Source organism: Huintestinicola sp. (assembly GCF_050874005.1).
GTDB lineage: Bacteria > Bacillota > Clostridia > Oscillospirales > Ruminococcaceae > Huintestinicola.
The window spans coordinates 1-14545 of record NZ_JBNMJV010000026.1 but is presented as its reverse complement, the minus strand read 5'-3'; the positions used below and the strand labels follow the sequence as shown (position 1 = coordinate 14545).

Genomic DNA, 14545 nt, shown 5'->3' with positions numbered 1-14545 from the left:
AAATCGAAAGGAATGAGCCGTATGGCAAAAACAAGAGTCGCCGTTATTTTCGGCGGAATGTCAAACGAGCACGATATCTCGCTGATCTCAGCTTCAAACGTTATATCCCACCTCGACCCCGAAAAGTATGAGATAATCCCCATCGGTATCACACGCAAAGGAAGATGGTTTTTCTATCCCGGAGACATCTCCTGCATCAAGGAGGACAGATGGGAAAGCGACCCCGACTGCGTTCCCGCAGCAATTCTCCCCGACCCTCTTTACAGGGGCATTGCAAAGATAACCGATAACCGTATCACCATTGTAAAGGTAGACGTTGTATTCCCCGTTCTTCACGGAAAATTCGGCGAGGACGGAACGCTTCAGGGACTTTTGGATATGTCGGGTATCCCATATGTGGGCTGCGGCTGCTTTGCCTCCGCCGCTTGTATGGACAAGGAATACACCCACACCGTTCTTGAGAAAAACGGTGTTAATATGGCAAGATACAGAGTTGTAAGACAGTCGGATCTGGGCAATCTTGAAGCGGTATGCGAACGCATTGCAAGTGAGCTTGACTATCCCCTTTTCGTAAAGCCTGCCTGCAGCGGTTCATCGGTGGGCGTCAACAAGGCGACCTGCTTTGAAGACCTGAAAAATGCGGTAAAGCTTGCCTTCACTCACGATAAAAAGGTCATAGTCGAGGAATATATCAAGGGCAGAGAGCTGGAATGTGCCGTTCTCGGTACGGATAACCCCTTTGCTTCGGACGTGGGCGAGATCCTCTCCTGCAATGATTTCTATGATTATGACGCAAAATACATACTTGGCACCTCGGGGCTGAATATCCCTGCGGATATCCCCACCGAAGCTTCAAAAGAGATACGTGAGACCGCCGTCAAGGCTTTCAAGGCACTTGGCTGCTTCGGTCTTTCAAGAGTTGACTTCTTCCTTGCGGACAACGGAAAGGTATATCTTAACGAGCTTAACACATTGCCGGGCTTTACCTCCATCAGTATGTACCCGAAGCTTATGGAAAAGCTTGGCATACCCTACGGCGAGCTGCTTGACAGGCTGATAAAGCTTGCTTTTGAAAGGAACTAATATGATCTCTCAGGAAAGGACGGTCATAAGAGGATTATGGCAGATTTCTCGGCAGATAACAGTGAAAAGGCGATAGGTGTATTTGACTCGGGTCTCGGAGGACTTACCTGCGTAACTGAGCTTATGAAGCTTATGCCCTCGGAAAATATCATCTATTTCGGTGACACCGCACGTGTTCCCTACGGAACAAGAAGCAGGGAGACTATTCTCGAATACGCCCGTCAGGACGTGAATTTCATCAAGAGCTTTGATGTCAAAATGATAATCGCAGCCTGCGGAACAGTTTCCTCAGTAGTGGGCAAGCAGAAGGATTTTGCGGGAGATATCCCCTTCACGGGGGTGGTGATACCTGCGGTACAGGCAGCCTGCGCCGCCACCAAAAGCGGCAGGATAGGCGTTATCGGCACCGCCGCCACTATCCGCTCGGGCGCATACGGCAAGGCTATCCGCAACATCAGACAGGACGCCGTTGTCATCGGAAATGCCTGCACGATGTTCGTTCCAATGGTTGAAAACGGCATTACAGACCCCTCGGACATCGTGGTAAAAACGATGACCGAGCGGTATTTAAAGCCCATCAAGGACGAAAATGTGGACGTTCTCATTTTAGGCTGCACCCATTATCCCATTCTGTACGATGCAATTGCAGAGTATATGGGCGAGGATGTGAAGCTTATCTCCTCGGGTGCGGAAGCGGCTAAATACACGATGAATATGCTTGCAAGCAGGAATATGCTCTCCGAACGTGAGGGAAGCGGTACTGTTTCCTACTTCACCAGCGACAGCAAAGAGCTTTTTGAAACAAACGCTCACGCATTTATCGGCAGTAAGCTTATGGGCGAAGTCACCCAGATATCCATAGACGATATATCTCAGAAATAAAAGGAATGAAAAAAATGCCGTCGGCAAAAGGAAAAGAAAAAAAAGTAACTATTACGCTCAAAAGCGTTTCGGACTCCAAAAACGGGCCTCCCGATGTTATGGAGCTTATCACTCAGGGAACTTTCAAGCCCATTAAGCTGGGAAACGCAGCCGGCTGGGAGATATCCTACGAGGACAGCGAAGCCACGGGCTTTGCAGGCTCAACTACCACCGTTTCCTGCATCGGTGAAAGCCTTGCCTCAATGACGAGAAGCGGCTCGACTGAGTCCCATCTTGTGATAGAAAAGAACCGCCGCCACCACTGCCACTACGGAACCGAGTACGGCGATATGCTTCTGGGCATTTCCACATCACGCATTATAAACCGTCTCTCGGAGGAGGGCGGCGTGCTGTATTTCAAATACACCATTGACGTAAACTCCGCTTTTATAAGCGAAAATGAGGTCTATTTTCAGGTCTCTACCGATTAAAATGTACCCGTCCGCAGGCACGGACGGGTACGATTTATATAAAACGACATTCGGTACCGATAGGACGGGTCTCCCAAGGACGGTCGATCCGCATCTTCCGCCGCCCGTCTCGCCAGCCTGCACTAATGCCGTACTATAATAATTTATGCGGATAAGGCGGCGTTTGTTCACCCCCTAAAACGTGCCAAAAGCGGTATATGCGTAAGATATGCCCTTTTTTGACGGAAATTTTACCACGAAAACCTATTACCCAAAATCAAAGGAAAGGAAAAATTTTTTATGAAGCTTATGTTTGCTTCGGATATCCACGGCTCCGCTCCCTGTCTTGAAAAGCTTTTTGAGCGCTATGAAGCGGAAGCTCCGAAGAAGCTTATTCTTTTAGGGGACCTTTTATATCACGGTCCGAGAAATGACCTCCCCGAGGGCTACGCTCCCAAAACGGTCATAAGAATGCTGAATGAGCACAAAAAGGCGCTCCTCTGCGTAAGAGGAAACTGCGAAGCCGAGGTTGACCAGATGGTGCTGGAATTTCCCGTAATGGCTGACTATATGACAATGTGGCTTGGAGACAGAATGGTTTTCTGCACCCACGGACATCTTTTCGACCCCGATAATATGCCGCTGCTAAATTATGGAGACGTTGTGATAAGCGGTCATACTCACCTGTACCGTGCAGAGGAAAAGGACGGCATATATATCGTGAACACAGGCTCCGTATCCCTTCCCAAAGGCGGAAATCCACGCAGCTACGTCATTTACGAGGACAATAAATTCACCGTCAAGGATATGGACGGAACTCCCCTTTCAGTACTCACGCTCAGATAAAAAAATCGTTCGGGCATCTGACCCGAACGATAAATTATATTCTTATGTTTCCTCAGAGCCTTCCTCAGTCTCCTCCGGATTTTCCTCGTCGGTATTCTCATCGGCGGAAGCCTCCGGGTCAATGTCGGAAGCGGGAGAAGCCGTCTCACCCGCCGCAAGAATGGTCGCAGCATAGTTTATTTCACGGTAGCTTACGTTCTTGACCGCCATCTCCACATCGGAAAATTCAACGAAATAGTTGTAGGAACGGTCATAGCCCTGCTCGGGATCGGTGAAATAATATCTGTAGCAGTAGGTGGAGTCGTTGGAAATAGTGCGCTTGATGTAATAGGGCTTGAGACCAAGCTTCTTGTTAACGTTCTTGATGCTCATTCCGTACTCGAGGGAGTTCTGGTCAAGCATTTCAGCCATCTTTCTGCCCTTCCAGTTGAGCTTCAGCTGAGTGAAGTCGTAATACTCAACAGCGGTAATAAGGTCGTCCTCGCCCACGGTAAGGAGTATCACCCACTGAGGCTGCTCCGAACCGCTTACCTTTGTGGTCTTTTCGGAAATGCATATGTAGTCGAAGCTTGTCATATTGTTTATCATACCGTTCTCGCTCTTTTCGGAGAAGGTAAGTCCGGTTTCAGACTCGGCATACGCCACATTTCTTCCCACGGGAATACTCTGAGCGGCATTGTAGCCGTCGCTGGTGCCGAATATCTGCACAAGGAACACTACCACAACTACTATAACAATAAGTAAAAGACATACGCCTGCCGCTTTCAGCTTCTTTTTTAAAGCTGCCTTTTCCTCGGGAGTGCGCTGCTTTTTCTCCTTTTTGGGCTTATGAGGCTTTTCCTTTTTCGGCTTTGCCTGCTTTTTCATTCGGCCCTTATCGTCCACATTATCGGGAAGAACAGGAGCTTCAAGCTCTGCACCGCAGGCTTCGCAGAATATATTTCCGTCAGGGCATTCGCTGCCGCATTTTTTACAGATCATTTTATCAGCCTTTCTGAAATTATGTTGACATATCAACATTTAAAATAGTTACAAATCAGTTACAAGATAATAATACCACATTTTCATCGTTTTGTCAACAGAAACAGCGTTTTTAATACTTTTTTAATCATCGCCGGAAATTCGCAGGATTTGCAATGATATATTTCAGTTTCGCTTGAAAAAAATCAAATCGAATAGATTTTCAAAGCATTTTTTGCAAGTTAATAATATTTTCCCTGCAAATACTATTGACAAAATTGTATTTATGTGATAAAATAAAAATACATTGGGACTGTGCAAAGGGTGCAGTCTGTATGAAGGGAGAGCCTGCTTATGCCGTCAGTAAAAGCTGTAATAGCCGCCGCTTCGGAGGATATAAAGGCAAGCCTGTCATCAATGTGCGCCGAGGCAGGCATAACGGACATTACTGTCACCGACGGCGGAAGTCTCAGGGAGCTTTTTGCGGAGCACAGCTACGATATAGCTCTTTTAGTAATGCCCTTTGAGGACAGGTTCGGAGCTGATACAGCAGCTTTTCTTGCCAAAAGCTACGACACCCAGACTATCGCCTTCGTGCCTTCAAAGGTATATGACGAAGTGTGTGCAAAGCTTGCAAGATCAGGACTTCTCATTCTCCCTAAATCCGCCCCCAGAGCGCTCATAATAAACGCCCTGAGGAACGCAGTCCATACCAAGGAAAAGCTTGACGGACTAAAAGAGGAAAAGCTCACGCTTACGGAAATGGTAAACGAGATTAAGCTTGTAAATCGTGCAAAATGTGTCCTTATCGAGTATCTGAGGATATCCGAAAAGGAAGCCCACCGTCAGATGCAGAAGCGTGCAATGGATCAGCGGATAACCCTTTCTGAGGTTGCGGCGGACATTTTAAAGACATACGAATACAATTAAGGAAGTGCTTTCATTATGAAATTCACAAAAATGCAGGGCATAGGCAACGATTATATCTATGTAAACTGCTTTGAGGAAAAGGTTTCAGACCCCGAAAGGGTCTCTCAGATAGTGAGCGACCGTCATTTCGGCATAGGCGGCGACGGTCTTGTGCTTATAATGCCCTCGGACAAGGCAGATTTCAGAATGAGAATGTTCAATGCCGACGGCAGCGAGGGAAATATGTGCGGCAACGCCACCCGCTGTATCGGCAAATACGTTTACGACAACGGACTTACGGACAAGACCGAGATCACCCTTGAAACAAGGAGCGGCATAAAATACCTTACCCTTTACCCCGAAAACGGAAAAGTGAAAACAGTCCTTGTTAATATGGGAAAGGCAATTCTCAAGCCCTCGGATATCCCTATGAATGCAGAGGGAGACAGCTTTATAAATAAGCCGATCGAGGTTTCGGGCAAAGAGGTTTTCATAACCGCCGTTTCAATGGGCAACCCCCATGCCGTCACCTATGTGGAGGACGTGGACGGGCTTGAGCTTGAAAAGATAGGTCCGGAATATGAAAATCACCCCCTCTTCCCCGAGAGAGTTAATACCGAATTTATAAAGGTGCTTGACTCCCACACCATTCAGATGAGAGTATGGGAACGTGGCTCGGGAGAGACCTGGGCGTGCGGAACGGGAGCCTGCGCTGCGGCGGTGGCATCGGTGGAAAACGGCTATTTTAAGCGTGGCGAGGAAATAACCGTAAAGCTCAGAGGCGGCGACCTTTTCATCACCTATAAAGAGGACGGAACAGTCCTTATGCGAGGTCCTGCAAAGACCGTATTCACAGGCGAAATTGACGTATAATAAATCACTTAATAAACAAACCCGAAAGGACGAATACCAATGGTTAAGATCAATGAAAATTTCCTTACAATGAAGAAAAATTATCTTTTTATAGATATTGCCAAAAGGCTCAAGGCATTTACCGCCGCAAATCCCGACAAGCCCCTTATCAAAATGGGCATCGGCGACGTTACATTGCCCCTTGCTCCCGTTGTGGTTGAAGCTATCAAGAAGGCTGCGGACGAAATGGGCGTCAAGGAAACATTCCGTGGCTATGAGGACAGCGGCTCGGGCTATGATTTTCTGAAAGAAGCCATTGCAGGCTATTACAAAAGCTTCGGAGTTTCCCTTAATCTGTCGGATATACGTGTAAACGACGGTGCAAAGGCAGACTGCGGCAATATCGTTGATATTTTCGGAGACGGCAATACAATTCTCGTCACCGACCCCGCATATCCCGTTTATGTTGACTCAAACGTTATGGCAGGCAGAGAGGTCATCTATGCCGACTCCAACGAGGAAAACGGCTTTGCGGCAATGCCCGATGACAGCGTTCACGCAGATATAATCTACCTCTGCTCCCCCAACAACCCCACAGGCTCTGTCTATACCAAGGCTCAGCTTAAAGAATGGGTGGACTATGCATTAAAAAACGAAGCGGTGATAATCTTTGACTCCGCTTATGAAGCATTCATCTCCGACCCTGACCTTCCCAGGAGCATTTATGCGGTTGAGGGTGCGAAAAAGTGTGCCATTGAGATGTGTTCTCTGTCCAAGACCGCAGGCTTTACGGGAACACGCTGCGGATATACCATAATCCCCGAGGAGCTTATCGTTAAAGCCTCCGACGGCTCGGACGTAAGCCTTGCACAGATATGGGGACGCAGACAGGGCAGCAAGTTCAACGGCGTTTCCTACCCCATTCAGCGTGGCGCAGAAGCGGTCTTCACCCCCGAGGGACAGAAGCAGACCCACGAAGCAATTGATTATTACAGAAGAAACGCAAAGGTTATGGCAGATGCCCTCACCGAGCTTGGCATCAAGTTCACAGGCGGCATTAACTCGCCTTACATCTGGCTCAAGTGCCCGAATGGAATGGGCAGCTGGGAATTTTTCGACTATCTTCTGAACAACATTCAGGTGGTCGGCACTCCCGGAGAGGGCTTCGGCAAAAACGGCGCAGGCTGGTTCAGGCTCACCGCTTTCGGAACATACGAAAATACGGTAGAGGCTATGAGAAGATTTAAAGAACTTCTTAAATAAGATGATAAATGCCCCGGGAAAAGGCTTCTTCCCGAGGCATTTGTTATTTACTCAGTATAAAATAATCACCGTATGCCGTCCCGTCGTGACCGATAAGCTTTTCATCGGTGTGCGCAAATCCGTACCGCTCAAATGCGGCTATCCTCTCATTTGCGGCGGGAATTGCCTTTGATGCGATCATATCACATTCAAACAGCTCATACGCAGGCGGAATGATTATCCCGAGAATATCCGAAATAATATCCGCCTTTTCATATTCGCTCCGCAGGTCGAGCCTGAGCAGACCGCAGTTATTGAAATGGTCATCTGCTCTGCGGTTAAAAAGTTCAATAGTTCCCACCACAGTACCCGTTTTTTTGTCAACCACCGACCAGCGCACAAAAAACTTTTCTCTGTATGAATAAAACCAGAAATCAACAGCCTTTTTCATTTGCTCCGCAGTGGTGTAATGAAAATCATCGCCATCACAATTGTCGCTGTTAAAGAGCGGGATCGCCTTTTCATCGGAATAAACAGACAGCAAATCCTGTGCATCGTTTTCTTCCACAAATCTCAGAAGGAAATTTTCATTTTCAAGCACAGGGCATTTTTCATAAACGTTCATACTCTTACCTCACTTTAATTATGAATTTCGGTGTCTGAAATAATAATAGCACCTTTAATATGACAGCTGTATGTCATATTAAAAACAAAAATTTTCAAAGATCCGATTAACCGCCGAAGATTTGCCAATAATAGGGATAAATAAAAAACGAAAGGAACTTATCCCTATGAAAAAAAGATACATATCCGATACAACTCTCATCGCCGCCGCAATGGCATTTTCCCTGCTTGTAACGGGAATATATTCAGCCGCCCAAACGGAAAAAAGCCTTGAAAACAGCCTTATCCGCCTGCACATTCTTGCAGACTCGGACAGCGAAGAAGATCAGCGCTTAAAGCTGCTTGTCCGTGATGCCATACTTGCCTCCTCCGATGAGCTTTTTGAGCCATACTCCACCTCAGAAGAAGCGGAACAGGCACTTTCGGAGCAGCTTGACAGGATAAAAGAAATAGCCGACAATACCCTTGCCGCCAACGGCTCGGAAGATACCGTCACCTGCGAACTTCGTGAAATGGCCTTTGACAGACGTATCTACAATGATTTTGCCGTTCCCGCCGGGAATTACACCGCCCTGCGTGTGACCATCGGCAGCGGCGAGGGACATAACTGGTGGTGCGTGATGTATCCGCCCCTCTGCGTTCCCTGTGCAGGAGCCGCCCTCACAGACGAGGAAATAATGGAAAAATACGGCGGTGAACTTACCGAGGAGGATATCCTTATGCTCTCCGAGGAATCCGATTATGAAGCAAGGCTTTATATTGCTGAGCTTATCGAAAAGCTGTTTAACAATGAGGAAACCGCCGAATAAAAAATGCAAGTCTGTCCCTGTGACCCACGGAGACAGACTTGCATTTTTATTACAGCACCATTTTCTCAAGCTCTCTCTTGAGTCTTGACACAGGGAGTCCCACAACATTAAAAAAGTCGCCCTTAATGCCCTTGACAAGCATACAGCCCTCTGACTGAATGCCGTAAGCGCCTGCCTTGTCCATAGGGTCGCCCGTTATGATGTAATCCTCTATCTCATTATCGGTAAGAGGATAAAACTCCACCTCGGTGACCTCGGAAAAGCTCTGCTGCTTTCCTCTGCTGCATATGCATACCCCCGTAATGACCTTATGCACCCGACCCGAAAGCTTTGTAAGCATTTCACGAGCACAGTTTATATCACGGGGCTTGCCCATAATTTCGCCGTCAAGTATCACCACCGTATCACAGCCGATAACAGAGTCGTACATATGCTCGGGGCTGTCCGCAACCGCCCTTGCTTTTTTCACCGCAAGAAATTCGGCGGCATTTTCTGCTGAAATTCCCTCGGGCAAAGTCTCGTCCACATCGGCAGGACATACGGAAAATTCCTTTACAACAAGCTTTAAAAGCTCCTGACGTCTGGGAGAAGCCGAAGCAAGAATTACCATAAATTTAAATCTCCTTTAACTTATAAACAGAGAATATTTCACTTTTCCCCCGAGCGAGCCTTTTTCTCCTCAGAATGTCGGTTAACAAGATCAATGCCCACGATCATCAGACCGCAGAGAACAATAGCATTTAAAACAAATCCGAAAACGGAAAAAAGAACACCTAAAAACTTTTTCATATTAAAATCACCTTAACACATATATTACGCAAAAGGATTTTCAGTGGGATAAAGCATACCCGCAGGCTGATTAAATCCAATTTTCTTAACGCCCAGATATCTGAACACACTATAAAGCGCCTTGCCCTTGTGGGAGAAAACCACAGCACCGTGATGAGGGAAACGTCCCTCAATTAGAACGTGGCGGTAAAATCTGCCCATTTCCTTGATGGCAAATACACCTATAGCACCAAAGGAACGTGTTGCCACAGGAAGCACCTCACCCTCAGCCGCATAAGCCGCAAGCTCAGCGTCTGCCGTGGACTGGAGACGGAAGAAGGTTATCTTTGATGGAGCAATATCACCCTCAAGAGTGCCTCTTGTGATATCAGGCTCTCTGTCAGGCTCAAGGTCTCTGCGCATAATTCTCTGGAACTTCATCTCGCAGGAGGAAAGCTTACCCGAAGCAGTATTTCCGCAATGGAAGCCCATAAATGTATCTGTCAGGCTGTAATCGAACCTGCCCTTTATCTCCTCGCTGTAGATATCTTCGGGAACGGTGTTGTTGATATCAAGGAGAGTAACGCAGTCGTCGGAAACGCACTGACCGATGTACTCGCTGACAGCACCCCATATATCCACCTCGCAGGAAACGGGTATTCCTCTGCCCGTAAGGCGGCTGTTCACATAGCAGGGAACGAAGCCGAACTGTGTCTGGAAGGAAGGCCAGCACTTGTTTGCAAATACCACATATTCCCTTTCGCCCTTGTGCTCCTCCGCCCAGTCAAGGAGAGTAAGCTCATACTGAGCAAGCTTGGGAAGGATACCGGGCATTTTGTTGCCCACACCCAGCTCGGAAACCATATCCGCCACAACGCCTTCAATTCTCTTGTCACCTGCGTGAGCATTGAATGCCGCAAAAAGGTCAAGCTCGGAATTTTCTTCAATTTCCACTCCCATATCGTAAAGACGTGCAATAGGAGCGTTGCAGGCAAGGAAATCCTGAGGACGGGGGCCGAAGGAAATGACCTTCAGCTTTGAAAGCCCGAGAATAGCCCTTGCAACAGGGATAAACTCCCCTATCATATCAGCGACCTTATCGGGGGTGCCTACGGGATATTCGGGTATGTACGCCTTAACGCCTCTGAGACCTAAGTTATAGCTTGCATTGAGCATTCCGCAGAATGCATCTCCTCTGCCGTCAATAAGGTCCTTTCCGCTCTCCTCGGCAGCAGCGGCAAACATCACAGGCAGACCGAAATTCTTTGCAAGCAAAGTCTCTGTTGTCTCGGGTCCGAAGTTTCCCAGATACACCACAAGAGCGTTTACCCCTGCCTCTTTAAGCTCTGAAACGGCTTTCTGCATATCCTTTTCATTCTCGGAAACGGTAGGACAGCGGAAAATCTCAATGCCCCTCTTTTCGCATTCCCTGCAAACCTCATCACATCTTCCCTCGGAAAGACTTTTAGGGAAGCAGCTTCTGCTCACAGCAGCAATACCAAGCTTTATCTCGGGCATATTGATCATTTTGTTCATTTTAAAACTTCCTTTCAAATAGAAATTATCCAAGCTCGGGAAGATGATAAACAGCCTTGCCGTCCTCGTCCACCCAGTTCATTTCCTCAAAATATTCCTCAAGAGTAACACCCTTGTCGGAAAGGAGCTTTGCATAGTAAACTCCCACAAAGCGGTAATGCCAAGGCTCATAGATTATTCCCGTGACATCCTCCTTGCCCTCAGGATAACGGAGAATGAAGCCGTAATCCGCCGCATTTTCCTGAAGCCACGCATATGCCTTTGTGTCTTTGAAGCGGTCGTCCTCCATACTTGTTTCCTCGTTGGACATAATATCTGCCGCCACGCCTGCATTATGCTCGCTGTATCCGGGAAGCTGGACCTCTTTGAGAGTGTCCGCATAAGCCTCTTCGTAAGTCATTCCCCTGTTGTCTATCCTGTCCTGAACACTCTTGTCGAAGTTGTTCTGCTGATACTCCACAGAACGATATGCGGACATAACCACGAGATGTATATCGTCCTCCTCGGCAGCCTTAATCATCTGCTTGAGATACTCTGCCGCACGGGAATCAAGATAATATTCACGCCAGCTCTCGTAAACAAGGTCTGTCTCAATACCGTCACAATACTCCGCAGGGACCTGATTTTTGGAGTTTACAAGAAACATCGCCCAGGTGTTATCTGCGTCGGTAGGATCGGGCTTAGGATCTTTCGGAGCCTCGGTGGTCTCGGTGAGTGTATCGGAAACGCCTTCCTCACCCGATGTGATATCCGTTTCCGAAGGCTCGGAAACAGCACTTTCGGAGACCTTTGTCTCAGACTCGGCAGGCTTTGAGATGTTTTTTTCATCGTCCTTATTAGAAACAGGTCCTGACATAAAAAACACCGCCGTAAATAAGATAGCCGTAGATATGATAAACAGCTTAACGCCGTTTTGTTTTCTTTTCTTCTTCACTGTTTTCATTCCTTTGAAATTAACTGTCCTCCGCTTGACATCGGCGGAAAAATAGGTTATAATAAAGCTGAACAACGAATTTGGAAAGGCGGTCTGCCTATGAAATGCCCCTACTGCGGATTTGAAGATACCAAGGTCATCGACTCCCGTCTTATCGACGGAAAGAAACGGCGCAGACGCCGCTGTACAAACTGCGACAAGCGCTTCACCACCTATGAGAGCATTGAGATACCCGACCTGCTGGTAAATAAAAAGGACAATACCTATGAGCCCTTCGACCGCAACAAGCTTATCAGAGGGCTATCCTTTGCGGTAAAGAAGCGCCCCGTTCCGGGCTCTGCCATAATAGCCATTGCCGACAGTATCGAGACCTACTGCGCCAACAATATGATAACCCAGATATCCACACGTGAAATAAGCGATATGGTGCTTGAGCAGCTTAAGAAGCTCGATGAGGTAGCATACGTCCGCTTTGCCTCGGTAAATAAGGACTTCAACGACGTAGACTGCTTTCTTGACATAATCTCCGAGCTTAGAAAGAACGGAGACGAAACTTAAAAATAGTTCTGACAGGAGCGGAAATCATCCGCCCCTGTTTTTTTATTATATTCCGCAAAACGGAAAATATTTACATATCACAGTTCAAAAACTCTCTTTTTGCCTCTCTGACCGAACCCTCTCGCCGTTTCGATAAGAATTTCCCTGTCATTGGGTATCTTTTCGTCAATTACCATCACAAGAAGCTCGTCAAGAGCGGTGCCTATCTCTTTGCCCTCGAAGCCTATTTCCTCAAGGTCGCTGCCACGTACTGCAAGTCCGTGAAGGGTGCAGCATTCGCCATTGCTTACTATCTCGTGAGCAAGATATTTCATAGCGTCAAGGGTGTTCACCCTCTCAAGACAGAAGCTCTGCTTTGCACGGCTGTCCCCCTTCATGACCTCCGCCAGCTTGTCGAACATTCCCAGACCCATAGCGGATATAAGGTGCTTGACCACTCTCTTGTCGTCAACGGGAGTGATGTAGTGATATTTTATAAGCTCGCAGGTGTTTTTAATGGTCTCGTTGTCGAATTTCAGGCGGCGCATAATTCGTTCGGCAGTCTCAGCACTTCGCTTTTCGTGTCCGGGGAAATGACCGTGACCCTCCTCATCAATGCGGCAGCTTGTGGGCTTTTCAATGTCGTGAAAGAATATGGCGAGCCGCACTTCCTTGTCAGCCTTGGAGTTTTCCAGAGCGTGAGCGGTGTGCTCCCATACATCGTAAACGTGATATCTGCTGCGCTGGTCGAAGCCGATGCACTTGGCAAACTCGGGGATTATGGTGCAGAAAACATCGTCAAACTCTATCATAAGGTCGCAGGGAGCCGAGCCCATAACAAAGCCTGTAAGCTCGCTCATTATCCTCTCGGCGGAAATTTCCTTTAGGAGCTGCTTTTTCTCGTGAACCGCCGAAGCAGTCAGGGGGTCAATGCGAAAGCCCAGAGTTGAAGCAAAGCGAAGCGCCCTCATAATTCTCAGAGCGTCCTCCTCAAATCTTACCGCAGGCTCCCCCACGCATCTTATCCTGCCGCTGAACAGATCCTGCTGTCCGCCGAAAACGTCAATGATCCCGGTCTTATCGGAATAAGCCATAGCGTTTACGGTAAAATCCCTGCGAGCAAGATCCTGCTCAAGAGAAGAAGCGAACTTGACCGAATCGGGACGTCGGTGATCGCTGTATTTACCGTCCACCCGATAGGTGGTGACCTCCACATTTTCCCCATTGCTAACTACAGTAACAGTACCGTGTTTAAGCCCCGTTTCAATAACTCTCAGCCCGTCCATACAGGCAATGATCTCGTCGGGGAGCGCATTTGTGGTAATATCATAATCCTTAGGCTTCACACCGAGAATAGAATCTCTGACGCAGCCGCCCACGATATATGCCTCGAAACCGCCCTGTTCCAGACGTTCAAGGACATCTTTCACATTAACGGGAATACTGATATCCAAAGTATGCTCACATCCAATTCCAATTCATATAATACAAACCGCATAAGCGGACAATTATCTAATTTATATTATACCACATCATTCCGCAAATTGCAAGGCAGAAGCGCAATAAAAAAACGTCATAAAAATAATTTCTGTTTTTTCAAAAAAAAGCTTGACAAAATCAAAATTTTATGATAGAATAAATTTGTTGCTTATGAATATCGTCATCCGGAGAGGTGTCCGAGTGGTTTAAGGAGCCGGTCTTGAAAACCGGTGATCCCGAGAGGGACCGTGGGTTCGAATCCCACCCTCTCCGCCAACATAACCAACATAATATTTAAATTTGTTACCATTATGCAGAAGTACTCAAGTGGTGACGAGGCGCCCCTGCTAAGGGCGTAGGTCGGGAAACCGGCGCGAGGGTTCAAATCCCTCCTTCTGCGCCAGATAAATCCACGCAAATTTGTTATTTGCGTGGATTTATTTTATTATCCCGCACATTATCCCAAACAACAAAATGCGCAGTGCCCGATGAATTTTGATATAATCCCCTTAGAGTAGACACTCGAAAAAACAAAAATTTCGAGACTACACTAAGGGGGTAATTTTATGCCAAGAAGAAGTCATAAGAACAAGAAGTATTCAACAGAACTAAAGCTGAAAGCGGTAAAAGAATAT

16 protein-coding genes and 2 tRNA genes are annotated in these 14545 nt (G+C 47.3%); 11 read left to right on the top strand and 7 right to left on the bottom strand.

Annotation, left to right across the window (positions count from 1 at the left end; genetic code table 11):
- Positions 1-21: 21 nt before the first annotated feature.
- The 4 genes from ACR0QN_RS09440 to yfcE all read left to right on the top strand — a co-directional run bounded on the left by ACR0QN_RS09440 (position 22) and on the right by yfcE (position 3260).
- Positions 22-1083 carry a D-alanine--D-alanine ligase family protein gene (locus tag ACR0QN_RS09440; protein WP_432650961.1) on the top strand — a complete coding sequence of 354 codons (1062 nt, stop codon included), beginning with the start codon at positions 22-24 and terminating at the stop codon, positions 1081-1083.
- A 36-nt stretch (positions 1084-1119) separates the two neighbouring features.
- The gene (gene murI / locus ACR0QN_RS09435) at positions 1120-1965 is read left to right on the top strand and encodes a glutamate racemase (protein ID WP_432650960.1); all 846 of its coding nucleotides are present in this window, start codon (positions 1120-1122) and stop codon (positions 1963-1965) included.
- A gap of 14 nt (positions 1966-1979) precedes the next feature.
- On the top strand, positions 1980-2435 hold the full coding sequence (locus ACR0QN_RS09430; protein WP_432650959.1) for a DUF1934 domain-containing protein: 456 nt from the start codon (positions 1980-1982) through the stop codon (positions 2433-2435).
- Positions 2436-2714: 279 nt separating this feature from the next.
- Positions 2715-3260, top strand: a complete 546-nt coding sequence (gene yfcE, locus ACR0QN_RS09425) for a phosphodiesterase (RefSeq protein ID WP_432650958.1) — start codon at positions 2715-2717, stop codon at positions 3258-3260.
- Between the two features lie 42 nt (positions 3261-3302).
- On the opposite strand, the gene ACR0QN_RS09420 is transcribed toward yfcE, so the two are convergent.
- Positions 3303-4241, bottom strand: coding sequence for a zinc-ribbon domain-containing protein (locus ACR0QN_RS09420; protein ID WP_432650957.1), 939 nt, complete (start codon positions 4239-4241; stop codon positions 3303-3305).
- Positions 4242-4574: 333 nt separating this feature from the next.
- Here ACR0QN_RS09420 and ACR0QN_RS09415 point away from each other — a divergent pair, with 333 nt between their 5' ends.
- From ACR0QN_RS09415 to ACR0QN_RS09405, 3 genes are read left to right on the top strand one after another with little or no spacing between them, the layout of a single operon-like run.
- Positions 4575-5150, top strand: coding sequence for an ANTAR domain-containing response regulator (locus tag ACR0QN_RS09415; RefSeq protein ID WP_432650956.1), 576 nt, complete (start codon positions 4575-4577; stop codon positions 5148-5150).
- 15 nt (positions 5151-5165) lie between these two features.
- The gene (dapF, locus tag ACR0QN_RS09410; protein ID WP_432650955.1) at positions 5166-6002 is read left to right on the top strand and encodes a diaminopimelate epimerase; all 837 of its coding nucleotides are present in this window, start codon (positions 5166-5168) and stop codon (positions 6000-6002) included.
- A 39-nt stretch (positions 6003-6041) separates the two neighbouring features.
- Entirely contained in the window at positions 6042-7244 is a 1203-nt protein-coding gene (locus ACR0QN_RS09405; protein ID WP_432650954.1) for an LL-diaminopimelate aminotransferase, read from the top strand.
- A gap of 43 nt (positions 7245-7287) precedes the next feature.
- On the opposite strand, the gene ACR0QN_RS09400 is transcribed toward ACR0QN_RS09405, so the two are convergent.
- Positions 7288-7848, bottom strand: coding sequence for a GNAT family N-acetyltransferase (locus ACR0QN_RS09400; RefSeq protein WP_432650953.1), 561 nt, complete (start codon positions 7846-7848; stop codon positions 7288-7290).
- Between the two features lie 166 nt (positions 7849-8014).
- Between ACR0QN_RS09400 and spoIIR the strand changes: the two genes are divergently transcribed.
- Complete coding sequence (spoIIR, locus tag ACR0QN_RS09395) at positions 8015-8656, top strand: stage II sporulation protein R (RefSeq protein WP_432650952.1); 642 nt, start codon at positions 8015-8017, stop codon at positions 8654-8656.
- 49 nt (positions 8657-8705) lie between these two features.
- On the opposite strand, the gene ACR0QN_RS09390 is transcribed toward spoIIR, so the two are convergent.
- From ACR0QN_RS09390 to ACR0QN_RS09375, 4 genes are read right to left on the bottom strand one after another with little or no spacing between them, the layout of a single operon-like run.
- On the bottom strand, positions 8706-9266 hold the full coding sequence (locus ACR0QN_RS09390; RefSeq protein ID WP_432650951.1) for a Maf family protein: 561 nt from the start codon (positions 9264-9266) through the stop codon (positions 8706-8708).
- Between the two features lie 38 nt (positions 9267-9304).
- Positions 9305-9445: a hypothetical protein gene (locus ACR0QN_RS09385; protein WP_432650950.1), complete on the bottom strand. Its 141-nt coding sequence runs from the start codon at positions 9443-9445 to the stop codon at positions 9305-9307.
- A 24-nt stretch (positions 9446-9469) separates the two neighbouring features.
- Entirely contained in the window at positions 9470-10951 is a 1482-nt protein-coding gene (locus tag ACR0QN_RS09380; protein WP_432650989.1) for an L-fucose/L-arabinose isomerase family protein, read from the bottom strand.
- Between the two features lie 34 nt (positions 10952-10985).
- The gene (locus ACR0QN_RS09375) at positions 10986-11894 is read right to left on the bottom strand and encodes a M15 family metallopeptidase (protein WP_432650949.1); all 909 of its coding nucleotides are present in this window, start codon (positions 11892-11894) and stop codon (positions 10986-10988) included.
- Between the two features lie 99 nt (positions 11895-11993).
- Between ACR0QN_RS09375 and nrdR the strand changes: the two genes are divergently transcribed.
- Positions 11994-12452 (top strand): transcriptional regulator NrdR, encoded by a 459-nt coding sequence (nrdR, locus tag ACR0QN_RS09370; RefSeq protein ID WP_432650948.1) that lies wholly within the window; start codon positions 11994-11996, stop codon positions 12450-12452.
- 77 nt (positions 12453-12529) lie between these two features.
- On the opposite strand, the gene ACR0QN_RS09365 is transcribed toward nrdR, so the two are convergent.
- Entirely contained in the window at positions 12530-13885 is a 1356-nt protein-coding gene (locus ACR0QN_RS09365; protein ID WP_432650947.1) for a CCA tRNA nucleotidyltransferase, read from the bottom strand.
- 212 nt (positions 13886-14097) lie between these two features.
- On the opposite strand from ACR0QN_RS09365, the gene ACR0QN_RS09360 reads away from it, so the two are divergent.
- A tRNA-Ser gene (locus ACR0QN_RS09360) sits at positions 14098-14186 on the top strand.
- 37 nt (positions 14187-14223) lie between these two features.
- Positions 14224-14313, top strand: a tRNA-Ser gene (locus tag ACR0QN_RS09355).
- Positions 14314-14545: the final 232 nt, after the last annotated feature.